This window comes from Mucilaginibacter pedocola (genome assembly GCF_002013915.1).
GTDB classification, from domain to species: Bacteria; Bacteroidota; Bacteroidia; order Sphingobacteriales; family Sphingobacteriaceae; genus Mucilaginibacter; species Mucilaginibacter pedocola.
Window position 1 is genome coordinate 261,218 of sequence record NZ_MBTF01000003.1, and the last position, 25,943, is coordinate 287,160.

Genomic DNA, 25,943 nt, shown 5'->3' on the forward strand with positions numbered 1-25,943 from the left:
GCCCAAAGCTGCCATTCATCAGTAGTTTAGGTGCTTTCAGCACAGTTATTTCGGCGAAGCAACAAATAGCCCTATCTTAGTTATTATTAAAAAAAGCCAGCGGAAATGAGAAACTTTTGGGACGATGGGCCGGGTCAGCACTGGTTCTTCAAATACAAGCTTTACCATATTCCATTTTGGTGCCTCTACCACTATGTATGGTGGACGGTAGCCTTCGGCAATCCTTTTAAGGCCGCTGCCAATATTGTGCTGTTGCCTTACGGGCTCAAATACATTTTCTACGTAGTATTCGAAGCAATGGCGGCCTATTTCAACTTATATTTTTTGCTGCCGCGATATTTCGATACCAAACGCTACGCTGCCTACTTTTTTTACGTGATGCTTACGGTGGTAGCTTCGGCATTGCTGATAGTGGGCGGATATTATGCAAGCTCTATGCTCAGCGGGCGCTCACTGCACGACTTGTATGGCAACGGCTCCAACTGTTTTTATTATTTTATGGGCTACGCGCTGCCCTCGGCTTTTGCCAGTATGAGTTTGGCTATGGTGATAAAACTCATCCGCACGCGCATGCAGCAGGAGCGTAAACTGGAGCAAATAGAAAAAGCAAAACTCGAAACCGAACTTAAATTTTTGAAAGAGCAGTTCAATCCGCATTTCCTGTTCAATAGCATAAACTCTATCTTCATCCTGATACGAAAGAACCCCGAAAAGGCTTCGGCAGCACTGGCTATCTTCTCCGACCTGTTGCGCCACCAGCTTTACGATTGCAACGCCCCCGAAATAGCCCTGAGCCGCGAAATAGACTACCTGAAGAATTATATAGAACTGGAAAAGATACGCCAGCCTAAAGGATTGAAGGTGAATTTTGTAGCCGATGAATTTTACACCGGGCACCTGGGCATTGCCCCCTTTGTGTTAATGACGTTTGTAGAAAATGCTTTTAAGCACGTATGTAAAGATGAAGGCAGCCACATCGATATCCGCCTGAAACTGGAAGGGCAGGCATTAGAGATGTTGGTGATAAACACCCGCGGTGAAAGCACTCTGCCAGGGCATGAGGGTATAGGACTAAAAAATGTACAACGCAGGCTTGATTTGGTGTATCCCGAGAGGTACAACCTAAAAATAAACACCAGCGGCGAAAACTTTGAAGTGAGCCTGCAGCTTGGCCTTAACGAACTGGCACCCGAGCCGCAATTGGTAAATGCATAAACGATGATGAATTGCGTAATAGTTGATGATGAGCCGCTGGCCCGTGAAGGCCTTGCCGATTTTGTAGAGGATGTTGATTTTCTGCAACTGGCCGGTATGTGCGAAAACCCGGTACAGCTTATCAATTTCCTGCAGGCCAACACCGTAGACCTGATATTTCTTGATATACAGATGCCTAAAATGAGCGGGATGGATTTTTTGAAGATAACTAAAAACCCGCCCATGGTTATCCTGACAACGGCATACCCTAATTACGCCGTTGAGGGTTTCCAGTTGAACGTTTTAGACTACCTGCTAAAACCCATCACGTTCGACCGCTTTTTTATGGCGGTGAATAAAGCGAGGGATTACCAGCGTTTCCTGCAATTTTCTTCGGGCCAGCAGCAAGCGCCTGCCGTACCGCAGGCAGACTATTTCTTCATTAAATGCGGCGGCAAATACGAGAAGTTATTTTTGGATGAAGTGCTGTACATCGAAAGTATGCAGAATTACATCAACATCTTCACCACAAAAAGCAAGTACACCACCCAAACCAACCTGAAAAGCCTGGAGCAGTATTTTGATAAAGGGGCCTTTATGCGGGTACACAAATCGTACATGGTGGCTCTGCGCAAAATAGAAAAGCTGGAAGGCAACGAGATATTTATCCAAACCCACCGCATACCGCTAAGCCGCAATTACCGCGATGAGGTTATAGCCACCATCAATTCCAAATTGTTGGATAGGAGGGGGTGAGTGCTACTATCGCTTATCTATCAATCGTTTAAAAACCACTTTCTCCAACACCATATCGCGGTAGCTGCGGCTGATGGGGATACGGCTGCCTGATACAAAAATTTCATTGCCCTCAATTCCATCTATCTTACCAACCGCCGCAATAAACGATTTGTGTACACGGATGAAGGCATTGGCCGGCAGCTTTTCTTCGAGATTTTTGAGCGACAGCATGGTAACGTATTTGCCTTTGATGGTGTAAATGGTTACGTAGTTCTGCATCCCCTCAATGTATAAAATATCCTCAAAAACTACTTTTTCGTACTTCGTTCCGCATTTGATGAAGAAGTAATTATCGGTAGCGCGCGGCGAATCGGCGTTGACCAATTGGTGGTAATCGCGGGCCTTAGCGGCGGCTTTAAAAAAACGCTCGAAGGTGATAGGCTTCAGTAAATAATCGAGCACATTGAGTTGGAAACCCTCCAAAGCAAAGGTGGGGTAGGCTGTTGTAATAACTACCATGGGCGGGCGCTGCAGCACCTTCAGAAAGTCGATGCCATTCATTTTGGGCATCTGTATATCGAGGAATATCAGGTCGGTGTTTTGTTCGTTCAGCAGGGGGAGCAGTTCCAGCGGGTTCTCGCATAGGCCCGTCAGGTTCAGGAAATCTACTTCTCTTACGTAGTTGGCCAAACCCTCGCGGGCCAGTGGTTCATCGTCTATTATAGCGCAGTTTATCATGTTTTATTCGGCCATTAAATAAGCAGGTGATGCGGCGGCGGTTGAAGCACTCAATTCCAGCCCCAGGTTTACAGTAAAGCTATCTTCGCTACGGTTTATTTCCAATTGATGTTTGCCGGGATAAATGAGTTGCAGGCGCCGCTCTACATTCTTCAACCCGATACCGCTGTAGTGTATCAGTTCGGTAGAGGCATCGGTACTGGCGGTGTTAGCTACCTTGAACCATAAACGGTTATCGGTAACTGTTAACGAAATGTGTATCCAATTGGCGCGTTGCTTATCCTTAGATACATGCTTGAAAGCGTTTTCTACAAAAGCCATCAATATAAATGGCGCTATGTCAAGAGGGCAAAAGTCGCCTACATTGGTATCAAGCGTAATTTCTAAAGCGGCGTTTTGGCGCAGCTTTTCCAGTTCGATAAAGTTTTTGAGGTAGGCCAGTTCTTTTATCAATGGTATCTCATGGTCGTTACAATCATACAACTGGTGCCTAAGCAATTCCGAAAATTTGGCCAGCGATGCCGACGCCATATCCGGGTTTTTGTGGATGAGGAAGAAGATGGAGTTGATGCTATTGAACAAAAAATGCGGGTTGAACTGGTACTTCAGGAACTTTAGTTCGGTTTCCAGTTTTTCTTTTTCCAGCGCTTGCTGGTGCCTTTTACTTTCTATCCAATTTTTGGCCAGTTTAATGCTCATGGCCAGCGTGGTAGCGGCTACGGTAGAGCGGAAGGGTTCTTCTTTTATTAATTCGTATAGGCTCCTAAAATTGGTGGTGAAGCCGTATATCTTCTCCACGCTGCTGCCAGCCAGCCAGGAGGTGATATAGTAGCCCGGCGCGATTAGAATAGAAGATACTACTACAGTAAGAGCGAGGTAGGTTAAGTACAAAGTATATCGCCCTTGTTCCAAATAGCGCGGTACCAGGTAATACAAATTAAAATACACCGCAAAGGCGGGAAATATGATATAGAAAGCGCTCTTAAAAAAATATACCGACATGAACATGTGCCGGGCGGCATCGGAAATGCTATCTACCCGCAGTGCCCAAAGCACATAATCGTACAATACCCAAAACGGGATGTGGTACAGTTTGTACCTGATAAACCAGTTCTGTTTGGGTTTTGCAAAGGCCATAGGCAATAAAGTTACGCCTAATCATCAATAATATAATGTGCTTTATCTGAACGGCGGTATTTTATTGACCACCTGCACCGCCCTGTATTCCAAATGCAAAAACGCTGGTGGATGCCGCGATTTTAGAGCTAATGGCCGCTGTAGCTGCTGTTCGTCAAGTATAAGCTGCGGCTTGGCAAACGTATTTTTTGATGCGGCGGCAGGGTAATTCTTTTGCCGGTATGAAACCAATCATCACCACCATAATGGCCCTGCTGGTAACCTGCTCTGCCATGGCGCAGGTAAGCGGCCGCGCCCAAACTTCCGGCGGGCAAGCTGCAAGTTTTGCAACAGTAACCTTGCATAGCAATACCGATAGTACCTTTACCCGCAGCGTGCTCAGTAACGATGCAGGCGAGTTTATTTTTAGCGGGATAAGCAAGGACCTCTACTTCATCAGCATAAAAAGCCTGGGCTACCAAACTGTACGTTCGGTAGTTTTTCAGTTGGATGATGCGCACCCTACTTATAACACGGGCACGCTTACATTGCAGCCTGCCGACAGGCAATTGAGCGAAGTGGTGATACGCGCAAGCAAACCTGTGGTGCGGCAGCAGGAGGGCGGTTTGGTGGTTGATGCGCAGGCGAGCATACTCACCAAGGGCAGTACGGTTATGCAGGTGCTGGCGCGTTCGCCGGGTGTGTTGGTTGATGTGCAAACGGGTGCCATAAGCCTGAACGGCAAAAGCGGCGTTATGCTGATGATAGATGGTAAACTGCTGCGCATGCCCGCTGCACAGGCAAACGCATTGTTAGCAGGTATGCAGGCAGACAATATTGATAAGATAGAATTGCTGAGCACCCCACCCGCCAAATACGATGCTGATGGCAATGCAGGGCTCATCAACATCGTCACCAAAAAGAATAAAAAGCGGGGTATGAGTGGTTCGGTATCGGTGAGTGCGGGTTATGGCCGGGGCGAAAAACTCTCCGGCGACGCCAATGTCACCTACAACGCAGGTAAACTAAGCCTGAACGGCGAATACGGCTATTACCGCTCGAAAGGCTACGGACTTTTGCTGGCCGAAGGCACCGAGAACGTGCCCCTGATAGGTGGGCAAACCGAGTTTCATTACAATGGCCAGTGGAAACCAACTGCCAACAGCCACAACTTTGGCGCAGGTGCCGATTACCGCCTAAGTACCAAAACAACCATCGGCGGCAGGTTTTATGTTTCTAAGAGCGCTGGCCAAAACAAAGGCCACAACTTTGGCAATTACTTGCTGCCCGATTCTAACCTCGTTTTCGATTCGCAACTGCTGGGCAATACGCATAGCACCTACAGCCACCAAAACGCTTACCTGCAAAGTATTTTGTCAGCTGCCCAACAACTGAGTATCGACCTTGACCACTTCGGGCACCAAAACAATGGCATAACTTCGGTGCAGAGCAATTTTAGTAACAGCCTGTTCGCGCCTACCCAGCGCAGTTTGGCCAATTCCAACATTAATGTATGGGTAGCCAAAGCCGACTACAGCGATGCGCTCAGCAAGAGCCTGAAACTGGAAAGCGGTGTAAAAGGCACCTTCACCTCGAGCAAAAGCGTGGCAGGTATTGAAAACCTGGTGAATGGGCAATGGCAGCCCATAGGGGCGGGTACCTCTAACGATTTGGGTACTCGCGAGAACATTTTAGCCGCCTACACCACGTTGGCTTTGCAGGTAGATAGCCTCACCAAAATAAGCGCCGGCGGCAGGTACGAGTATTCGCATAATTATACCAGCCACTCGCTCAATGCGGAGTTCGCGGTTGACCGTAAGGTGAAAAAGCTGTTCCCAAGTATATTCATCACCCGTAAACTTAACGCTACCGACGAACTACAGCTTTCGTATACCGAACGCATTACCCGCCCCTCGTTTAATGACTTAGCCTCGTATGTTTCTTATAACGACCCTGTTTCGGTATTTACAGGTAATCCCGCCCTCAAACCCACCATCACCCGTAACTTAAAGTTGGGCTACCAGTTGCACGATTATGTGTTGAATCTTGTGTACAGCCACGATACCAACCCCATATTGGGCGTGCAAGCTTTAACCGGCCCTACCGAGGGACTGGTGTACCTGAAACCCGCCAATGCCGACTGGCAGCGCAACCTAACCCTGCAAGCGGTAATACCTGTAAAAGTTGCCAGCTGGTGGGAAATGAATTACAGCTTGCTGGCGGGCTGGCACCAATACCGCGTTAGCTTTTTCCCCTCGCTGCTGCAAAAAGGTTACACCTCATGGTCCGTTAATTTTACAGAGAGTTTTAAGCTGCCTAAAAGTTTCAGTGCCGAGTTATCGGGCAATTATTATTCATCGGGTTACGATAGCAACCTGAAAATCGGCGGCAACGGTGTAATAAACCTGGGGCTGAAGAAAGAGTTAGGCAATCAAAACGGTACGCTACAACTCAGCGTGGCCGATGTGTTTGGCACATCTTTTTTCAGAAGCCACATGGGCACGCTGGTTACCGATAGTTTTAACAGTAATGTGCACGTACAGTATAGGCCCGAAAGCAATGGCAGGCCCATATTCAGGTTGAGCTATACGCGCCCGCTGGGTATTTCGGTAAAAAAGCAGGAACGAAAGGATGGTGGGAACGAGGAGAGGAGCAGGATGTAAGGGGGGATGAAAAACACTTCTATGTCCCGGAGGGACTATCTGTTTGTAGCCTGCAAATACAAACCCGATAATTGCCCCGTTAGGGGTTACCTAAACACAATATTGGTGGCCACAATGCAAATTGTGGGTAGCACCTACGGCGCAAGAATTTTATTATTTGGACTGCTACAAACAGGTAACCCCTAAAGGGGTATGGGAAGGTACTTTAACCCACCGAGCTCAACCTCCGCATATATTCCTTCCTGTACTCTGCGGGACTACTGCCGGTACTCGTTTTAAACACTTTGTAAAAGAAGGCCAAATCTGTAAAGCCACACTCGAAACAAATATCCGTAACGGTTTTGTGTGTGTTTAGCAGCTGCTGCATGGCATAGTTGAGGCGGTAGGCCACAATAGCCTCGGTAAAGGTTTTGCCGGTTTGTTGTTTGTAATACTTGCAAAATGCATTTGCCGACATCTTAGCCACGCCTGCTATCTCGGGCAGCGTAATTTTATTGCGGAAGTTGCCGATAATAAAATCCTGCACGGCATTAAGGCGGTGATGGTGGTGCGGGGCGGCGGTGTATACAATGGCTTCTTCGTTCAGTAACTTTTGTTGCGGTATTTCGGCGAGCATATCAAACACCTCCAGCAAAATGATGAGCTTTTTGTAAGGCGTGCCGGCCGAGGCCATATCGTGCATACGGCCAATAACCTGTTGCGTACCGGCACCGCTAAAATGTATGCCGTGCACGCTGGCCTCCATTAACTGCGCAACATGCCGTGCCCGGTGCCGCTCGAAAAAGCCATCCCCCAGCAAGGTTTTATCAAACTGTACCACTATCGATGCAGCGTTCACCACTTCGCCCTGCGTAGTGTTCTTCCAGCAATGGGGCACGTTTGGTCCCAGCAGCACCAGGTCGCCTGCCGCATAGGCCGACATATTATTCCCCACGAACCTGTTGCCCTCGCCCTTGGTTATGGCCGTTAACTCATACTCCGGGTGAAAATGGTAGGGCGAATGAAACTCATCCAACTCGAAGGTGCGTACCAACAGCGGGTGTTCGTTTTGGTGCGGAAGTGGTTCTAAAGTTGGTTTTAACATATGGCTGCCCTGCCCGGCGTTTAGGCAAAATTAATTGCTATGCTGATGAGTTTGGCTATATTCTTTTGATTTAGAATCTGTGATGAATTTGCTGAGCAGCGTTATTTCACTTTCGTCATAGGGTTTAAAGTCGCCATGGTAAAGGTCGTGCTGCCAAACTTTTTGTTCCGGGTCGCCGGGGCGGTGGCCCCAGGGTAGCTCGGTTTGGGTTTTGCCATTCACTAAGCCCCAAAGCGTGCAGCCTATCTTGTTTTCGTAAAACACGTCTAATACTTCGGGAATGGTAGACTTGAAGGGACGGTTCATCCATTCGGTGTTGATCAGCGGGCGGTTGTATTTTTTGTAGCGTTCTATGGTTTTCAGGAGGGTTTCGCGGTTGCCATATTCGTGGAAAGATATTACGTCCGAGTTTTCCGTAATGATATCATTAAGGCGCTTGTTCATATCAAAAGCTCCGATGGTTAGCGGTTGCGAAGGATTTACCTCGCGTCCCCAGGCTATTACCTTTTTCAGCAGGGGCAAGGTAGTGTTGCCTAATCCACCGTTGGTGGGTTCATTATACAGGTCCCACATCAGCACCCTATCATCATTCTTAAAGCGGCTGATAACGGCCTTTACATATTTTTCCAGCTTGGGGTAGGTGGTGGTATCAGTAACCATACTGTGCCCCGGGCTTGGCGACCAGGCCCAGGCATACCAGCCTTTCAGCGGTTCGGGTTGTTTGCCAATGACAGGGTCGGATTTGATACCGAACGAGCAATCATCGAACAGCGCGGGAATGAACTTGATATGGTGCTTATCGCAAAGCTTCATGAAATTATCCAGCGTAGCCAGGAAATATTTCGGGTCGTCGGCATATACGGCATATTGCAGTACGGCGCGCAGGGTGTTCATGCCGCTTTTTTCGGCGAGGGCAAGTTCTTTGTCAATGGCCGCCGGGTCGTAAGTGGTTTTGTCCCACATGGCGGTGTAGTTAATGGCGTAGGCCGGTATGTAGTTAAAGCCGCAAAGCCAGGGCTGTTTGTTGTACCATTCCCAAATGCGTTGTTCGCTCCATTTATTGGCGTTGCTTTGGCTGTAACTGTTCAATGCGCCTGCCATAAGCAGCGCCATCAGTATCAAAATTCTCTTCATGTATCGGTAGGGTTGTTATAATATCAATGGGTTAAGCGGCGATGCGGCTACGCTGCCTACGGGCAACCCGCTGAGCCAGCGCTGGCGGTCGTTCTCCTGGTGTTTGTTTTGCGGTTCGGTAACGTGCGCGCCATCAGCATAAAAAATAATGGTCATTACCTCGCGGGTTACGTCCGCGTTATTGCCCGGGGCGGTGTGCAGGGTCCAGCCGTAATGCCAGGTAGCATCGCCCGCCTGCATGGTAGTTGCCCGGGTAACCAGGAAGCCTTTATCGCGAATGTATTTTTGAAGCGATGTTTCCGATTCGTCAGAAATAGGGATATTCTCGGCGAAACCACCCCTGTGCGAACCTGAGGCGAAGGTGAGCATGCCCATATCCTCGTTAATATCCATCAGCGGCATCCACATGGTTATGGTTTTATCGGTATCCAATGGCCAGTAATATTGGTCCTGGTGCCAGGGCGTAAAGCCGCCGCCGGGTTCTTTAAACAGCGCCTGGTCGTGATACAGGCGTACGTTCTCTACACCCAGCAGGTTCGCCGCTATTCGTCCGAAACGCTTGGCCAATGTAAACCCGCGCACCGGCTCATCCTGCTCCCAAAGGTTCATCACCTGCAAAAAGGCTTTGCCGTAGGTGTCGCGCTCCTCTAACTTACGCTGTTCGGTATTGTAGCGGTAGGCAGCATCGTTAATGGCTTTGCGGTAATGCGCAAGCTCTTCGCCCGACAGCAAGCCCGGCGTAAGTGTATGCCCATCGCGGCGGAAAGCAGCAACCCGTTCGGCGCCCACTTCTGTGCCGGGCAGCGCGGTGTTCAATGATGTCATAAATTTAGGTTTACAATTGGTTTATGATATCAAAGTACGGGAAATTAAAAGAGGCGTGCTATGGATATATTGGATAGTTTGTAGGATATGTTATCCAAATACCTGGATGGTGGATTTTATTATGGGATAAATGGAATATATTCAAGGGTGTTCGATATCACTTTTTAATATTTAGTGCGATACTGCTTTCAACCCTATGATAGAGCCAATAAGGGTGGTCAGGAAGAATATCCTTAACAATGTTGCGGGTTCTTTAAAAACTAAAATGCCTACAATTACACTTCCAACGGCACCTATGCCCGTCCAAACGGCATAGGCAGTACCGAGGGGTAAGGTTTGCGTGGCTTTCATTAAAAAGCCCATACTCATGCAAAGCGTTATCAAAAAGCCGGCGTACCAGCCATACATTTCGTTGCCCGAGGTAATCTTCGCTTTCCCGAGGCAAAAGGTAAATGCTACTTCGCATAAACCGCCCAATACCAATATAAACCAATTCATAATGCTTTGTAAGTTCGATATCCTGCTTAATTTGCTACTTCGAACCCATCCTTTTTTGTCGGCCCGAATTTAAGTTCGCTTATCAGGCTTGCTGCAAATATCAGGCCTCCGCCTAATAGTAAGCGCCAGGTCAGGTCCTCATTAAGAATAAAAAAAGCAGCAATTGAACCGAATACCGGCTCGAACAAATAGATGATAGATACCCGCTCGGCACTGATGTAGCGTTGCGAAATGTTTGATACCGTGTACATATAGGCTGTGGAGAAGAGGGCGCAGAAGACGATGCCCATCCAAAATGTGGTATCCGTCGGCAGCCAGTTGCTTTGTTTTTCGGTTAAGGCAAAGCCGAGGGCAAATACGGCGCATGCCGCAAACATGGGCACAATGGTAGGGAGGAGGCTTTTGATGGCAGCTTGCTTTTCTACCTCTATAAGGTAAACGGCAAAGGCCAGCGAGCCTGCTATGGTGAACAGGTCGCCAGTGCTGATGCTTAGGCTGCCTTTAACAGCGATAATAACTAACCCGCACAGGGCTATAACTGCGGCGAGCCATATTTTAAAAGGGGCTGCCTTGCGGTAGAAAAACAGTTTTAGGATAGGTATAATGATAACACAAGTGCCTGCAATAAAAGCACATTGCGATGCGGTGGTATATTTGATGCCCAACGTTTGCAGCGAAATACCCAGCATCAAAGGGATGGCCAATAAGGCACCCGTAATTACCGATGCTTTGCTTACATTTTTAACATGTTTCCAAAAAATAAGGGCAAGCACCGCAGTGGCCAGCACAAAGCGGTAAAACAAAAACAGGAAAGGCGAATTATGCCCGATGGCCAGTTTGGTAACCGGAAACGATAAGCCCCAAAAAGCTGTGCCGAGTATCAATAAAAATAGTAAAGTATGTTTCTTTTCCATGGTTTGCGCGTTATAAGGTCTTTTTCATCATGATATCGGTCTGCTCGTCGCTGCCCAATTTGAAGATGTGTTTATCAAAAGGTTCGAAGCCATTTTTGGTATAAAAGCGAATGGCTTTATGGTTATCCTCCCATACGCCGAGCCAAACGTATTTTGCCTGCATAGTTTTGGCCATATCCATAGCACGATCGAATAATAGCTGCCCCACCTTTTTGCCCTGGTAAGCCTTCGATACGTAGATACGCTCTACCTCCAAGCCTCCGCTATCCTTTAATTCCGTTTGTGCTCGCCCGGTATTTACCTTAAGATAGCCTGCTATGGTATCGGCGTCCATGGCAAAGAAGAATTGCGATCCTTCGTTTTGGAGTTCGGCGGTTAGTTTACTGATCGATAAGTTCTCGTTGAGGTAATGGTTCATATCCTCCTCGGTATTGAGGTGCGCAAAAGTTTCCAGGAAAGTTTCCTGCGCTATTTGTTGCAAACGAGTTACATCGGCCTCGGTAATTTTATCGATCCTTATATTCTCCATGCACCAAATTTACCGCTATGTTAAATGCAATAAAATGCTATTTTATCATCTATTGATGCGTATATTGCATTAATGGATCTTCAGCAGATAAAATATTTTTTAGCCCTGGCGCGCGAACTTCACTTTTGGAACACCGCCGGCAAAATGAACATCACCCAATCGGCACTTACACGGCAAATACAATCGCTGGAAGCGGAGTTGGGTATACAATTGTTTGAGCGGAACAAACGCAATGTAAAGCTTACGCCCGCGGGCAGGTTTTTAAAAGAAAAATGGGAAGTTGAGCTTAACGAGCTGGAGTTTTTTCACGAACACGCCCGACAGATACAATTGGGAGAGAGCGGCACCATCATTATTGCGCACCCCGATTCAATCTCGGCCTCCATAATGCCCGATATGATAAGCCGAATTGCCACGGCATTCCCAAAATTAAAGATCGAACTGATGCAGGTGCGGTACGAAGACCAAACCGAATTTTTGAGAAACTACAAAGCCGACCTGGCCATAACCCGGGATATTACTACTGCGGAGGACATACGATCGAGGAAAATTTATACCGATCACCTTGCCATTGTAGTACCCGATGCGCATCCCTTCAGGGATGTGAGCGACATCACCACCGAATCGCTTGCCAGCCAGAAGTTCATTTTACCTATTAAAGACGAGGGCAGTAGCTACAGCGATATCATTCAGCAAATGTTCAGGCATTTTGATGTGGTGCCCGATGCCTACCTGCATTCCGAATTTGGTTCGGCCATTACTGCGCTGGTGCGGAAAGGCCTTGGCATAGCCATAATGCCCGATTCGTATATTCATCACCAAATACCGGGCATCAGGTTCATCAGCATGCCCTTTAAAACCGACCTGTATTTGAACTGGCGGGTAGAAGAGCATCACCCCGTGCTGGATAATGTTTTGAAGTTGATATTGGAGTAGTAAAACCTATTGCCTCTTCCCAAACCCATGCTTTATCAGATAATCAAATCTTGCCTGGCTGCCGCCGCCATTGTCAATTATGCGGCGGATGGTCATTAGCGGGTATTGCGGATCTCGGGGCTGGTCGAGCGAGAAGGCGGCGGTGTAGCCAAAGCGCTGTACTTCGGGCAGCAGGCGTTTGTTCCAAACGCCGAAAGGGTAGGCCAGGTATTTTACCGGCCGGCCGGTGAGCAATTCCAGTTTTTGTTTGGGCGTTTCCAGTTGTGCGGCAAGGTCGGCGGGTTTTACTTTGGCCAGGCTAGGATGGTCGAGGGTATGGCAGCTGATGGTGTTGCCTTCGTCGGCCAGCTGGCGTATCTGCGCCCGGGTCATGTAATATTTGTTTTTGTTGATGTTGTTGAACGTGATAAAATACACGCCTTTAAAACCGTATTTGGCCAGTTCGGGGCGGGCAATGTTATACTGGTCTGCGTCTGTATCGTCAAACGTTATCATGATGGGTTTGGCCGGCAGTGGCGTACCTTTGGTGAGGTGCGCGTAAAGTTCATCGGGCTGTATGGTGTGGTAACCGCTGTCGGCCAGCATTTTCATACGTGCACGGAAGGTTGCCGGCGGCATAATGTATTCCTTGTTAACGCGGCGGTCGGTGGGGCGCCAGTCGCGTATTTGGTGGTAGCACAATACGGGAATTTGCGGCGGTAATAATAAGGTTAGGCGAACCAAAAGCGAGGTTATCATGTTACGAAGATATATTAAGCGTTATCAATTTTCTTAATTTGCATCATGAAAAATTTGCTCCGCACATTATTACTCCCGCTGCTTTGGTTGCCGTTCAATGTATTGGCGCAGTCGGCAGGCGATCTGCGTATCGTATTCATCCGCCATGCCGAAAAACCAGCCACGGGCGACCAGCTATCCTGCGCGGGACTGAACCGTGCGCTGCAATTACCAAAGGTGCTGGTGGCTAAGTACGGTGTTCCCAATAGCGTATATGTACCCACTATATCGGGCGGTAAAGCCACCAAAGCTGCGCGTATGCTGGAAACCGCCTGGCCGCTGGCCACAAAGCACAACCTGGCTATTAATAGTAAGTTTGATGTGGACGATAAGGAGGGGCTTGCTGCCAACCTGCTCAAAAAGAGCGGTACGGTATTGGTAGTGTGGGAGCACAATGCCTTGCCGAAGATCATGAAAGCCCTGGGCGTTCACGATAAGCAACTGAACTGGCCGGGCAGCGATTTCGACAGTATTTGGGTAGTAACCATCCACAACGGCAAAGCAAAACTGGCTACCGACCGCGAGAACATCCAACCCGCCGCGAACTGCAATTTCTAATTATTCTATGCAGCAAATAGGTTTTGGCGGCAGCTGCCATTGGTGTACCGAGGCTATCTTCCTGTCGTTAAAAGGCGTAGGGCAGGTGCTGCAGGGCTGGATAGCGTCTGATGGGGATAATACGAGTTTTTCGGAAGCGGTTATTGTGGAGTTTGATGTGGAGGTAATTAGCCTCGAAACTCTTATTGCAGTACACCTTTACACGCATAGCTGCACCAGTACGCATAGCATGCGTGGCAAATACCGTTCGGCGGTTTATATTTTTGGCGAGGGGCAGGCTGCACAAGCGGAGGCTGCCATCTTAAAGTTACAGTCTGATTTTGATGAGCCTATCATTACGCAGGTATTGCCTTTTAAGGAGTTTAAACCGAATAAGGAAGAATACCTGGATTATTATTACAGTAATCCCGACAAACCCTTTTGCCAAAACATTGTGAACCCGAAGTTGCGGGTGCTGTTAGAACGGTTTGGAGATAGTGTAGATAGCGAACGCTTGAATCATTTGGGTAGATAAATTCCCTCCTTGGGGAGGGCGTGCGGTTGGCTGAGCGCAAATGCAGGGAGGGGTTTAGCCACCTCGCTTATCAAGCATAGGCCACTAAACCCCTTCCTCCTCCTTCCCCAAGGAAAGAATCGCACCTTCCCCGCGCTTTTTATTCTAACTTTTATATGCCTATCGCCAGCCGCCGCCAAGTGCGCGGTACAAATTCACTACGGCTTGCAACTCCTGCAACTTATCATTCACGCCGCTTAGCTGGGCGGATAATAAAGTTTGCTCAGATGTCAATACGTCGGTGTAATTGGTTGCCGAACTGTAGCGCAACAACTCCTGCGTATACTCTACCGATTTTTGTAAGGCGGCTATCTGTTTAGCCCGGGCATCTGCCTTTTCTATAGCGGTTTGGTGGGCGTACAACGCGTTTGATACTTCTTGTCCTGCGGTTAATAGTGTTTTTTGGAAGGTATTCAACGCTTGCGCTTGTGTGGCCTGGGCATTACGTAGGCGTGCTTTGTTCAAACCCTGGTTAAATATGGGTTGGGTAAGCCCGGCAACAGCGTTATAAAATATCGACTTATCAAAAAAGTTTTTCAGCTGCAAAGTAGATAAACCACCCTGCGCCGTAATGGTGAACTGCGGGTAAAAATAGCTTTTGGCCACATTGGTGTTCTCGAAGGCCGAACGGAAGGCCAATTCGCTTGCTTGCACATCCGGGCGGTTGGTAAGCAATTGCGCCGGGAAACCGGTTTGCAATTCAGCGTTTATTTTTTGTTCGGCCAGGGTAGCACGGCTAATTGGGCCTGCCGGGCGCGAAAGCAGTATTGAAAGTGCATTCTCGGTTTCGCGGATGCTGCGTTTTATATCGGGGATAGAAACTTCGGCGGCATAGCGGTTGGCCTCGCTTTGTACTACGGCCGCGCCGGTAACAACGGCACCTTCCTTCAGCTGTTTCATGGTTTCCACATCCTGTATGCGGTTCTTCAGCGTTTGCTGGGTTATCTCCAGTTGTTTATCCAATGCCAGCAGGCTGAAATAGTTGTTGGCAATATCTGCTATCAACTGCGTTTGTACGGCGCGTTTGGCGGCATCGCTTTGTAAAAAGCTGGCCAATGCCGCGCGTTTGGTACTGCCGAATTTACCCCATACATCTGCCTCCCACGAAGTACTTAACGATGCCTGGTAGGTGGTAGTTAAGGTATTAAATGCAATGCCCGAAGGAAAGTTTAGCCCCGCCTGCGATTGCTTGCTGCGCGTTACAGTTGCGCCGCCGCTAAGGCTCGGGAAAAATGCCGCCTTGCTTTGCGCCAGAGTGGCTTGTGCTGCTAAAATGCGCTGCACTGCCGACTTCAGGTCGAGGTTGTTGGCTATGCCTTCCTGTATAAGCGCTTTTAAAGCCGTATCGGCAAAAAGGCTCTGCCAGGGCAGGGTAGCCAGGGTGGCGCTATCGGTCACGGTTGTGCCGCGGTACAGGTTATCCGTACTTACATCCGGCTTTTGGTAGGGCTTGCCTACACGGCAAGCCGATAATACCCCCGCCAGCAGGGTAAAAAGGGCTATATATTTAATGAATGCTTTGTTCATGTTACAGTTCTTTTATTAGTGAGCGGGCGTTATTTCCACCTCGTCGTCATCATTATCATGGCTTTTATCGCGGCCTACCTTTTCCTGCAAATGCTGGAAAATGATATACAGCACCGGTATCACAAATACACCGAATACTGTACCTACCAACATACCGCCCACGGCACCAACACCTATCGAGCGGTTACCATTGGCACCCGCGCCGGTAGAGAACATTAGCGGCATAATACCGAAGATGAAGGCAAAGGAGGTCATCAAAATAGGGCGCAGGCGCGATTCGGCACCGGCGATGGCCGATGGTATCAGGTCCATACCCCCGCGACGGCGCTCCAGAGCGAACTCCACAATAAGGATGGCGTTTTTGGCCAACAAACCAATGAGCATGATGAGCGATATTTGCAGGTAAATATTACTGCCTATGCCAAATATCTGGGCAAACAAGTAAGTACCCGCCAAACCCACAGGCAGCGAAAGTAACACCGCCAATGGAAGGATATAGCTCTCGTACTGTGCGCTGAGCAGGAAGTATACGAACACCAAACACAGAATAAAAATGTAGGCAGATTGCGAACCGGTGCTCAATTCCTCGCGGGTTAGGCCCGAGAACTCAAAATCATAACCTGCAGGTAAATTAGTTTTTGCAACTTCCTGTATGGCTTTGATAGCATCACCGGTACTGAAACCCGGATTTGGCGAACCTGTTACCGATATTGAAGTAAACAGGTTGAACCTGCTGATAGCTTCGGGGCCGAAAACCCTTTTCAGCGTGATGAAAGTGGTGATGGGGGCCATAACGCCGTTAGCGTTGCGCACAAATATTTTGCTCAGCCCATCCTCGCGGGCACGGTAATCATAATCGGCCTGCACCATTACGCGGTATTGCTTGCCAAACTGGTTAAAGTTAGAGGCGTATAAACCGCCGTAATAACCCTGTAAAGTACCTAATACCGAGTTTACGGTTACGCCGGCCTCTTTACATTTGGCCACGTTAACATCTACCTGGTACTGCGGGAAGTTAGGGTTGAAGGATGAGTTCAAACTCTGTATCTCGGGGCGTTTGCGTAATGCTGCCTGGAAGTTGTTGCTCACTTTATAAAGCTCGTCAACCGTGTGTCCGCCTTTATCCTGTAGCTCGAACGAGAAACCATCGCTGTTACCAAAGCCCTGCAGGGTAGGGGGCGAAAAGTAGAACACCGTAGCTTCGCGCAGGTCTTTAGTTTTATAGAATAGCTGCCCTATAATGCTTTCCAGGCTTTGCGTTTTCTCTTTACGCTGGTCCCAATCCTTCAGTTTCAGGATTACCATGGCGTAGGCACTACCCGAACCTGCCAGGAAGTTGAAGCCTACCAATTTCAGCGAGTTCTCTACTTCGGGGAAGGTGCGGCCAATGCTGTCTATCTTGGTTGCCACGGCAATGGTACGCTCGGTAGACGAAGCAGGCGGCAAGCTGATCGCAGCAAATATGGTACCCTGGTCTTCATTAGGCACAAAGCTGCTTGGTGTAGTTTTCACTAAATAAAACAACACAGCCGAGAACACAGCAACAGCCGCCAGCGCTATCCACTTTTTGTGCGACAAAAAGTTTACCGACTTTTTATACTTACCGCTTACCGCATCAAAGGAAGCGTTGAATATCACGTAAAAACGGTTCAGGAAACCATGTTTTGCAGTTCCTTTTTCGTGTGGCTTCAAAAACAGGGCACACAGTGCAGGGCTCAACGTTAAGGCGTTTACCGCCGATAGGATAATGGCCACCGCCAGCGTGATACCAAATTGCTTATAGAATACCCCGGTAGAACCCGAAATAAAAGTCACCGGTAAAAACACCGCCGACATTACCAAAGTAATGGAGACAATGGCGCCCGATATCTCGTTCATGGCATCAACCGACGCTTTACGTGCCGATTTATAACCCATATCCAGCTTGGCGTGCACGGCCTCCACTACCACAATGGCGTCATCCACCACAATACCTATCGCCAGCACCAATGCAAACAGCGTAAGCAAGTTGATGGTAAAGCCGAACAGGTTGAGGAAGAAGAAGGTACCCACAATGGCCACGGGCACCGCAATGGCCGGGATCAAAGTAGAGCGGAAATCCTGCAGGAAAACGAACACCACGATGAATACCAGTATAAAAGCTTCTATCAGTGTGCTGATAACCTTCTCTATCGAGGCATTTAAAAACTCGTTGGCATCAACCAGGTAAGCTATCTTAACCCCATGCGGGAATTTTGCCGAGGCATCATCCAATATTTTCTTTGTATTATTAATTACATCGCGTGCGTTGGAGCCTGCTGTTTGGCTAATAGCCACACCTACCGATTCGTGCCCGTTGGTTAGCTCCTGGAAAGAATAATCCAACGCACCCAGTTCTAAGCGCGCCACATCATTTAGGCGCAGTAATTGCCCGTTGCCTACCGATTTAATAATGATATCACCAAATTCCTTGGCCGATTGCAAACGCCCTTTATAGCGTATTACATACTGAAATGGCTCGTGGCTGTTCTCGCCGAATTTACCAGGCGCAGCTTCTATGTTTTGCTCGTTAAGTGCGGCGGTAACATCATCAGGTATCAGCCCGTAGCGCGACATTACATCAGGCTTCAGCCAAATACGCATCGAATAATCTTTAGAACCAAATACCATGGCATTACCCACACCGGTTACACGCTGTATGGCGGGCACCAGGTTTATTTTGGTGTAGTTCTGCAGAAAGGTTTCGTCGTAAGTTTTGTCTTCGCTGTATAGCGAGAAGATGATGAGCTGGCTGCTTTGGCTTTTTGATACCGATACCCCGGCTTGTGTTACCACCAATGGCAGCAAACTTGTAGCGCGCGATACACGGTTTTGTACGTTAACCGCGGCCAGATCGGGGTTGGTGCCTACCTTAAAATATACGGTGATGGAGGCCGAACCATCGTTACTGGCGCTGGAGGTCATGTAAGTCATGTTCTCCACGCCGTTTATTTGTTCTTCCAGCGGGATGATAACGCTTTTAAGTACCACATCGGCATTGGCACCGCTGTAGGCGGCCTGCACCTGTACGGTAGGCGGGGCTATATCCGGGTATTGCGAAACGGGTAGGGTAACCAAACCCAGCACACCCAGAATTACCAGTATAACCGATATTACGGTTGATAAAACCGGGCGTTCTATGAATTTTTTAAGCATGGTATTGCTTTATATAATGTACGGATGTTGTCTGTTGAATTATTTAAGGTTACCGTAAACCGATGCTGCGCTAACCGGGTTTGGTTTTATTTCGGTACCATCGGGTATATTGCCCGAGCTTTCGAGGATTATCTTTTCGCCGCTTTTAACGCCACCTGTAACCACATAAAACGGCCCGGCGGTGTTTTCCATCACCTTTACGGCTACGTTCTTCACTTTATTTTGTGCGCCAACCACGTAAACAAAACGCTTATCCTGTAATTCGTAAGTCGAGCTTTGGGGTACCAAAATGGCATCTTTTACCACATGTGGTATGCGTACGCTTGCGCTGCTGCCGCTGCGGATAAGGCCTTTAGGGTTCACAAAATCGGCACGTACGTTGGCAGCACCGGTGGCGGTGTTTATCAGTCCGTTAACGGTTTCTACACGGCCGGTATGCTCGTACACGCTGCTATCGGGCAGTATTAAAGATACATTGGGCATTTTGGCAATAACGTCTTTCAAAGGCTTTGTGCCGCTGCCATCGCGGTTTAGTTCCAGCAATTGCTTTTCGTTAATAGCGAAGTACACATACACGTTGGCTGTATTGTAAACCGTTGTGAGCGGTTCGGTGGTAGTGGCGGTTACCAGGCTACCCAGTTTATAAGGCAACGAACCAATAACGCCGCTAACCGGGCTGTTAATAGTAGTGTAACCTAAATTAACTTTTGCATTGGCCAAAGCAGCCTTTGCCTGAGCCAGTGCAGCAGCTTTCGATTGTTGTGTATACTCAGCCGATTCCAGCTCATATTTGCTAATGATGTCTTTCTCTACCAATGGCCTCACTTTGTTTACCTGCATGCGCGCAAGGGCCAGGTCGGCTTCGGCAGTTTTAATACCGGCCTCGGCGGTGCGTACTTCCTGCTCGTATTGCGGGGCGTTTATTTTAAACAACAACTGGCCTTTGGTAACAATGCTACCTTCGTCAACAAATATTTTTTCTACATAGCCATCTACTTTGGGGCGAATTTCGATGTTCTGCTGCCCTTGTATGCTGGCAGGGTAATCAACACTCAGGGTAGCGCTATGTGGTTGCAGTTCAAGTACTTTATAATCCAGTACCTGCGCACCGCCGGGACCACCCGGGCCGCCTGCGCCCTGTTCTTTTTTGCCTCCGCACGATGAAAAAAGAATTGCTGCTGTAAGGCCAATAAGGCAAGTGTTTTTAAGCGTCAGATGGGTTTTACCTAAGAGAGGTGTTCGGGCGTTTATTAATTTCAGTTGCCTTATCATTATTTCTGTTTATATCATTATTATAATATCAGGCAAATGTAATTATCAAACCGTCAATAAAAGCTATTGGTGCTTGTTAATTTACATAGGACAATTTGCCTTGTTTAATGCCACTTACCCTGATCATTGATAGATGGTGAAAGGTGCTTAGATGTTACAAATAATGGCATTCCAAATTTGTTTTCTGCCCCAAATCGACGAAACATATATCTAAAATCGACCAAAAGCAGGATTTAAACGATGGGGTAAGTGTTCGCCAACGGCATGCGTAGCTATGAAAAACTACTTCATCCCCATGACGGTGCAGGATGCGCATACCATGTGCCTTTTATAATTTAAGCCCCTCATAACAGGCTCCTCCTGTTTTAAACCTGATTTTTTTGATGCCACTAAAACACACCTGCCTACTGTTAGCCGGCCTCGCCATTGGCGCGCTGCAAGCTAATGCACAAAGCAAACCCACAAGTAAGGCTTTGCCTCATCGTTCATCAACTTTTAAAACCCTCGAAACAGATTTTGCTACCATCCCCGATTCGGTACAAACCAGTGTTTACTGGTATTGGATATCGGGCAACATCTCCAAAGAGGGTGTGGTGAAAGATTTGGAGGCGATGAAGAAAGTGGGTATCAACCGTGCTTTCATCGGCAATATCGGTTTGGATGAGGTGCCGAATGGTAAGGTAAAAATGTTTTCGCCGGAGTGGTGGGAAATAACCCACGCTGCGCTTAAAGCTGCCACAAGGTTGAATATCGAGATAGGTATTTTTAACGGGCCGGGCTGGAGCCAGTCGGGCGGGCCATGGGTTAAACCGGGGCAGTCTATGCGGTATTTAACATCATCGCAAACTATGGTGAAGGGGCCAATGGTGTTCAACCAAAAACTGCCCGTGCCTAAGGCCGATTTTCAGGATGTAAAGGTAATTGCTTATCCTGTAGCTAACGATTATCAGTCGGATATAAGCGCCCTAAAGCCCACTTATAGCTCGATGCCAAAAGTAGATTCGCTGGATAATTTATTTGATGGGAGCGATGCTACTGCAGTGCCGGTAAAGGAAGGCAAACATTTAGCGGTAGATGTAAATGTGTCGCAACCTTATACGCTCCGCAGTGTAACCATCAACACCAGCCAACATCCTGTAATTTTGCAGGGCGAGGTGCAGGCAAAAAACGATACCGGTTACGTAACCATCAGGCAATTCACTATCGACCGCCGCAACCCGGCGCTCAATACAGGCTTCATACCTTACGGGCCGGCTACCATATCAACACCTGCAACTTCGGCAACAAGCTTTAGGGTGGTGTTTAACAAGGTGTCGGGCAATTCGGGCGTGGCAGAGATAAAATTTTCGTCGGTGCCGATGGTAGAAGACTACCTCGAGAAAACTTTAGGCAAAATGTGGCCAACGCCGCATCCTTTCTGGACGGCCTACCAATGGGATGTTCAACCCAACGATAAAAACAGCTACGACATAGACCCCGCAAAAGTGCAGGATATATCAGCTTCGATGGCTGCCGACGGCACGCTTAACTGGAACGTGCCCGCCGGCAACTGGATAATTGAGCGCACCGGCATGGTACCAACTTTGGTAACCAATTCGCCTGCGCCAAAAGAGGGGCAGGGGCTGGAAGTGGATAAGATGAGCAAGGAGCACGTTGCTGCCCACTTTGATGCCTTTATGGGCGAGATATTAAAACGCATACCCGCTGCCGACCGCAAAACCTGGAAGGTAGTGGTGCAGGATAGCTACGAAACCGGCGGCCAAAACTGGACCGACGGCCTTGCTGCCGAGTTTAAACAGGTTTACAAATATGACCCTATACCATACCTGCCCGTTTTACAAGGTAAAGTGGTAGGCAGCCGCGATATGTCTGACAGGTTTTTGTGGGACCTGCGCCGTTTAATTGCCGACGATGTTTCTTACAAATACGTTGGCGGTCTGCGCGATGTAAGCCACAAATACGGCCTGCACACCTGGCTAGAGAATTACGGGCATTGGGGCTATCCCGGCGAGTTTTTGCAGTACGGCGGCCAATCCGACGAGATTGGGGGCGAGTTTTGGAGCGAGGGCGACCTGGGCGATATTGAGAACCGTGCGGCATCATCATCGGCACATATTTATGGTAAAACTAAAGTGTCGGCAGAATCATTCACGGCGGCGGGTGCACCATTCGGGCGTTACCCGGCCATGTTCAAAAAACGTGGCGACAGGTTTTTTACCGAGGGTATCAACAATACCCTGCTGCACGTTTACGTGGCTCAGCCCGGTGATGATAAAACGCAACCCGGCCAAACGGCTTGGTTCGGGGTGGAGTTTAACCGCCAGAATACCTGGTTTTATGATATGGATGTGCTGATGAAGTACCTAAAACGCTGTAACATGATGCTGCAGCAAGGGCGCTATGTGGCCGATGCAGCTTATTTCATCGGCGAGGATGCACCAAAAATGACTGGTGTTACCGACCCTGCCTTGCCCGAAGGTTACTCTTTCGACTACATCAACGGAGAGGTTATCAAAAATAGGCTATCGGTAAAGAATGGCAAATTTGTACTGCCTAACGGCATTACCTACAGCGTGTTGGTGTTGCCAAAGCTGGAAACCATGCGCCCGGAATTGTTAGTTAAAATAAAAGAGCTGGTGTTGCAGGGCGGCGTGGTATTGGGGCCAAAGCCAAGCCGTTCGCCAAGCTTAGCGGGTTACCCTGCAGCTGACGGGCAGGTACAAAGCCTTGCTGCCGAAATGTGGGGCGAAGGCGCCGAAGCCAAAGTACACCATTACGGCAAAGGTATGGTGCTGAGTGGTATGGGTATGGAAGAAGCCTTTAAGATAGTGAAGGCTGGCCCCGATTTTAAAGCGCGGAATGCCGAACAGGTATTATTCATCCACCGCAAACTGGCCGATGGCGATATGTATTTTGTATCGAATCAGAACGAGAAGCCGATAAACTTTACCGGGGAGTTTTCGATAGCAGGTAAACAGCCTGAGTTGTGGGATGCGATAACCGGTAAAACGCGTGCCTTGCCAAATTATACGCAAACCGCAACCACTACTAAAGTGCCAATGCAATTAGCACCGCTGGAAAGCGCTTTCATTATCTTCAGGAAGCCCGGCAAAGGTGGTAATAAAGCTAAAACCAATTATCCTGTGCCGGCCAAAAGCATCAGCATTGAAAAACCATGGACGGTTAGTTTCGATAAAACCATGCGTGGCCCCGTAAAACCTATTGTTTTTGATACCTTGGCCGATTGGTCGAAAAGCGCGAATGATAGCATTAAATATTACTCGGGCACGGCATGGTATCGCAATAGCTTTAAAGTAGAGAAGCTGCAGCAAGGCGGCAAATATGTTATCGACCTTGGGCTGGCACGTTCCATAGCTAAGGTGTACGTAAACGGCAAAGAAATGGGTGGCGTTTGGACTCCGCCTTACCGCGTAGATATTAGCAAAGCTGTAAAAGCAGGCGAGAACAAACTGGAAGTGAAAGTAGTGAACAACTGGGTGAACCGCCTGGTAGGCGATAGCAAAATGCCGGTAGGCACGCGCCCGACACAGGTTATTTATGGCCCGGATGCTAATACGGGGTTACAACAGTCGGGTTTGTTAGGCCCGGTTAAAATTGATGTGATAAAATATTGATGATGAAGATTTTTTTTAATTCCTCTCTTGAGAGGGGGCGCGAGAGACTGAGTGAGAGCAGGGGTGTGTTAGCCATTATGAAAAGCGTTATGCATAGCACGCAAAACACACCCCTGCACCCCTCTCAAGAGGGGAACCGCACAAGCCTTTCCGCGCTTTTGGCTTTGACGAAGGATGGTTTTAGTTCCCCTCTTGAGAGGGGGCGCGTAGGTAAGAGCGGGAGCAGGGGTGTGTTAGTCCGTAATGCATTAACGCGAAACACAGGCTCGCGCTATTATTCCTTTACGCTTTTAGCTTTCACCTTTCTGCTTTTAGCTCAAAACACCTACGCCCAACTCCCGCCGGTATTTGCGGGCGATAAACGTGCGGTACAAAAAGAAGAAACGGTACGCACTTACCTTTCGCCAACCAAAATACTGTGGCAAAGTACCACCGATGCGGCTAATATTAAAAATGCAGCAAGGCTGCTGAAGACAGGCGACGGGCAGGCCAACCTTTCGGGAAAAGACCTGTGCATTTTGCAAAACACCGCGACAGCAAAAGCAAGCCTCCTGCTCGATTTTGGGCGCGAACTGCATGGCGGGCTGCAACTGGTTACCGACCAATCGCGCGGGGGCAAGCCCATTAGGGTGCGCATCCGTTTCGGCGAATCGGCGAGCGAGGCAATGAGTAATATCGATACCGTAAAAGGCGCCACTAACGACCACGCCATGCGCGATTTTGAAATATCGCTGCCTTGGCTGGGTAAGCTGGAAGTAGGCAACACGGGTTTCCGTTTCGTGCGGATAGACCTGCTGGGGGATAATGCAGAACTGAAGCTGAAAGAAGCCCGGGCGATATTTATCTTTCGTGACATCCCGTACTTGGGCTCGTTTAAAAGCAGCGATACCCTGCTCAATAAAATTTGGATGACCGGGGCTTACACCGTGCACCTCAACATGCAGGATTACCTGTGGGACGGCATCAAACGCGACCGCCTGGTTTGGGTAGGGGATATGCACCCCGAAACATCTACCATTGCGGCGGTATTCGGCAACAGCAACGTGGTACCCAAAAGCCTCGACCTGGCAAGAGATATTACCCCGCTGCCCGAATACATGAATGGCATGATATCCTACTCGATGTGGTGGCTCCTCATTCAGCACGACTGGTACATGCATAACGGCGACCTGAAGTACCTGCAACAACAGAAGCCATATATGATAGCGCTGCTGAATTTGTACCTGAAACAAATTGACGATAACAACAGCGAAGCGCTGAAAGATGGCACGCGCTTCCTGGATTGGCCAAGCAGCACCGACCCGAAAGCCATCCATGCGGGTTTGCAAGGAATGCTGGCCATGACACTGGATGCTGGTGCCGAGCTATCAACCATTTTAGGCGACCCAACAACTGCTGCTAAGTGCAAAGCCGCCGTTGCCCGCCTCAAAAAGAATGTGCCCGATCCGGGCAAGTCTAAACAAGCGGCAGCGCTTTTGGGCCTATCCGGTTTAATGCCTGCCGATAAGGCGAATGCTGTATTGTCGGCCGGTGGCGTGCACGATTATTCTACCTTCTTTGGCTATTACATGCTAATGGCGAAAGCCAAAGCCGGCGATTACCAGGGTTCGATAGATGCTATAAAAGATTACTGGGGCCCGATGCTTTCATTAGGGGCGACCTCCTTTTGGGAAGATTTTAATATCGATTGGTTGCCCAACGCTTCGCGAATAGACGAACTGGTGCCCGCGGGTAAAAAAGATATCCATGGCGATTACGGTGCATTCTGCTACAAAGGTTTCCGCCACAGCCTTAGCCACGGCTGGGCATCGGGGCCAACACCATGGCTAACCCAATACGTATTGGGTGTAAACGTAATGGCCCCCGGTTGTAAAGTGCTGAAGATAGAACCGCATTTGGGTAACTTAACTTATGCGGAGGGCACATTCCCTACGCCATTAGGCATTGTTAAAATAAAGAATACCAAACTGGCTAACGGGAAGGTGAAGATAGATGTACAAGCACCGAAAGGTATTATGATCATTAAGTCGGTAAATTGATATTTAACCGTATAATTGATCAAAACATATAACATCGGG

Annotated in this window: 20 protein-coding genes; 8 read left to right on the forward strand and 12 right to left on the reverse strand. The window is 48.6% G+C overall.

Annotated elements, in window-relative coordinates; translation table 11 throughout:
* Positions 1 to 105 precede the first annotated feature (105 nt).
* The gene (locus BC343_RS06885) at positions 106 to 1,215 is read left to right on the forward strand and encodes a sensor histidine kinase (RefSeq protein WP_078347013.1); all 1,110 of its coding nucleotides are present in this window, start codon (positions 106 to 108) and stop codon (positions 1,213 to 1,215) included.
* A 3-nt stretch (positions 1,216 to 1,218) separates the two neighbouring features.
* Positions 1,219 to 1,950, forward strand: coding sequence for a LytR/AlgR family response regulator transcription factor (locus BC343_RS06890; RefSeq protein ID WP_078347014.1), 732 nt, complete (start codon positions 1,219 to 1,221; stop codon positions 1,948 to 1,950).
* A gap of 6 nt (positions 1,951 to 1,956) precedes the next feature.
* Here BC343_RS06890 and BC343_RS06895 read toward each other — a convergent pair whose 3' ends face one another.
* Together BC343_RS06895 and BC343_RS06900 are read right to left on the reverse strand one after the other, a co-directional pair.
* On the reverse strand, positions 1,957 to 2,670 hold the full coding sequence (locus BC343_RS06895; protein WP_078347015.1) for a LytR/AlgR family response regulator transcription factor: 714 nt from the start codon (positions 2,668 to 2,670) through the stop codon (positions 1,957 to 1,959).
* A 3-nt stretch (positions 2,671 to 2,673) separates the two neighbouring features.
* Entirely contained in the window at positions 2,674 to 3,807 is a 1,134-nt protein-coding gene (locus tag BC343_RS06900) for a sensor histidine kinase (protein ID WP_078347016.1), read from the reverse strand.
* A 221-nt stretch (positions 3,808 to 4,028) separates the two neighbouring features.
* Here BC343_RS06900 and BC343_RS06905 point away from each other — a divergent pair, with 221 nt between their 5' ends.
* Entirely contained in the window at positions 4,029 to 6,449 is a 2,421-nt protein-coding gene (locus tag BC343_RS06905) for a TonB-dependent receptor domain-containing protein (protein WP_162276831.1), read from the forward strand.
* Between the two features lie 205 nt (positions 6,450 to 6,654).
* Here BC343_RS06905 and BC343_RS06910 read toward each other — a convergent pair whose 3' ends face one another.
* From BC343_RS06910 to BC343_RS06935, 6 genes are all read right to left on the reverse strand, one after another.
* Positions 6,655 to 7,533, reverse strand: coding sequence for an AraC family transcriptional regulator (locus tag BC343_RS06910; RefSeq protein ID WP_078347018.1), 879 nt, complete (start codon positions 7,531 to 7,533; stop codon positions 6,655 to 6,657).
* Between the two features lie 30 nt (positions 7,534 to 7,563).
* The gene (locus tag BC343_RS06915) at positions 7,564 to 8,667 is read right to left on the reverse strand and encodes a cellulase family glycosylhydrolase (RefSeq protein WP_078347019.1); all 1,104 of its coding nucleotides are present in this window, start codon (positions 8,665 to 8,667) and stop codon (positions 7,564 to 7,566) included.
* 15 nt (positions 8,668 to 8,682) lie between these two features.
* On the reverse strand, positions 8,683 to 9,492 hold the full coding sequence (locus tag BC343_RS06920) for a phytanoyl-CoA dioxygenase family protein (RefSeq protein WP_078347020.1): 810 nt from the start codon (positions 9,490 to 9,492) through the stop codon (positions 8,683 to 8,685).
* A 171-nt stretch (positions 9,493 to 9,663) separates the two neighbouring features.
* On the reverse strand, positions 9,664 to 9,990 hold the full coding sequence (locus tag BC343_RS06925) for a DMT family transporter (RefSeq protein ID WP_078347021.1): 327 nt from the start codon (positions 9,988 to 9,990) through the stop codon (positions 9,664 to 9,666).
* 26 nt (positions 9,991 to 10,016) lie between these two features.
* Positions 10,017 to 10,904, reverse strand: coding sequence for a DMT family transporter (locus tag BC343_RS06930; protein WP_078347022.1), 888 nt, complete (start codon positions 10,902 to 10,904; stop codon positions 10,017 to 10,019).
* Positions 10,905 to 10,914: 10 nt separating this feature from the next.
* On the reverse strand, positions 10,915 to 11,433 hold the full coding sequence (locus BC343_RS06935; RefSeq protein WP_078347023.1) for a GNAT family N-acetyltransferase: 519 nt from the start codon (positions 11,431 to 11,433) through the stop codon (positions 10,915 to 10,917).
* 72 nt (positions 11,434 to 11,505) lie between these two features.
* On the opposite strand from BC343_RS06935, the gene BC343_RS06940 reads away from it, so the two are divergent.
* Complete coding sequence (locus BC343_RS06940; RefSeq protein ID WP_078347024.1) at positions 11,506 to 12,369, forward strand: LysR family transcriptional regulator; 864 nt, start codon at positions 11,506 to 11,508, stop codon at positions 12,367 to 12,369.
* Between the two features lie 6 nt (positions 12,370 to 12,375).
* Here the strand turns inward: BC343_RS06940 and BC343_RS06945 are convergent, their stop codons facing one another.
* On the reverse strand, positions 12,376 to 13,107 hold the full coding sequence (locus BC343_RS06945; RefSeq protein WP_078347025.1) for a polysaccharide deacetylase family protein: 732 nt from the start codon (positions 13,105 to 13,107) through the stop codon (positions 12,376 to 12,378).
* Between the two features lie 45 nt (positions 13,108 to 13,152).
* Between BC343_RS06945 and BC343_RS06950 the strand changes: the two genes are divergently transcribed.
* Positions 13,153 to 13,704 carry a histidine phosphatase family protein gene (locus BC343_RS06950; RefSeq protein WP_078347026.1) on the forward strand — a complete coding sequence of 184 codons (552 nt, stop codon included), beginning with the start codon at positions 13,153 to 13,155 and terminating at the stop codon, positions 13,702 to 13,704.
* A gap of 7 nt (positions 13,705 to 13,711) precedes the next feature.
* On the forward strand, positions 13,712 to 14,218 hold the full coding sequence (locus BC343_RS06955; RefSeq protein WP_078347027.1) for a peptide-methionine (S)-S-oxide reductase: 507 nt from the start codon (positions 13,712 to 13,714) through the stop codon (positions 14,216 to 14,218).
* A 159-nt stretch (positions 14,219 to 14,377) separates the two neighbouring features.
* Here BC343_RS06955 and BC343_RS06960 read toward each other — a convergent pair whose 3' ends face one another.
* From BC343_RS06960 to BC343_RS06970, 3 genes are read right to left on the reverse strand one after another with little or no spacing between them, the layout of a single operon-like run.
* The gene (locus BC343_RS06960) at positions 14,378 to 15,784 is read right to left on the reverse strand and encodes an efflux transporter outer membrane subunit (RefSeq protein ID WP_078347028.1); all 1,407 of its coding nucleotides are present in this window, start codon (positions 15,782 to 15,784) and stop codon (positions 14,378 to 14,380) included.
* A 15-nt stretch (positions 15,785 to 15,799) separates the two neighbouring features.
* Entirely contained in the window at positions 15,800 to 18,958 is a 3,159-nt protein-coding gene (locus BC343_RS06965; RefSeq protein WP_078347029.1) for an efflux RND transporter permease subunit, read from the reverse strand.
* Between the two features lie 39 nt (positions 18,959 to 18,997).
* A complete protein-coding gene (locus BC343_RS06970) occupies positions 18,998 to 20,230 on the reverse strand; it encodes an efflux RND transporter periplasmic adaptor subunit (protein ID WP_078347030.1) in 1,233 nt (410 codons plus the stop codon).
* A 383-nt stretch (positions 20,231 to 20,613) separates the two neighbouring features.
* Here BC343_RS06970 and BC343_RS06975 point away from each other — a divergent pair, with 383 nt between their 5' ends.
* Both BC343_RS06975 and BC343_RS06980 read left to right on the forward strand, forming a co-directional pair.
* Positions 20,614 to 23,865, forward strand: a complete 3,252-nt coding sequence (locus tag BC343_RS06975; RefSeq protein WP_078347031.1) for a glycosyl hydrolase — start codon at positions 20,614 to 20,616, stop codon at positions 23,863 to 23,865.
* A 230-nt stretch (positions 23,866 to 24,095) separates the two neighbouring features.
* Complete coding sequence (locus tag BC343_RS06980; protein WP_238381714.1) at positions 24,096 to 25,904, forward strand: alpha-L-rhamnosidase-related protein; 1,809 nt, start codon at positions 24,096 to 24,098, stop codon at positions 25,902 to 25,904.
* The last annotated feature ends 39 nt before the right edge of the window (positions 25,905 to 25,943 follow it).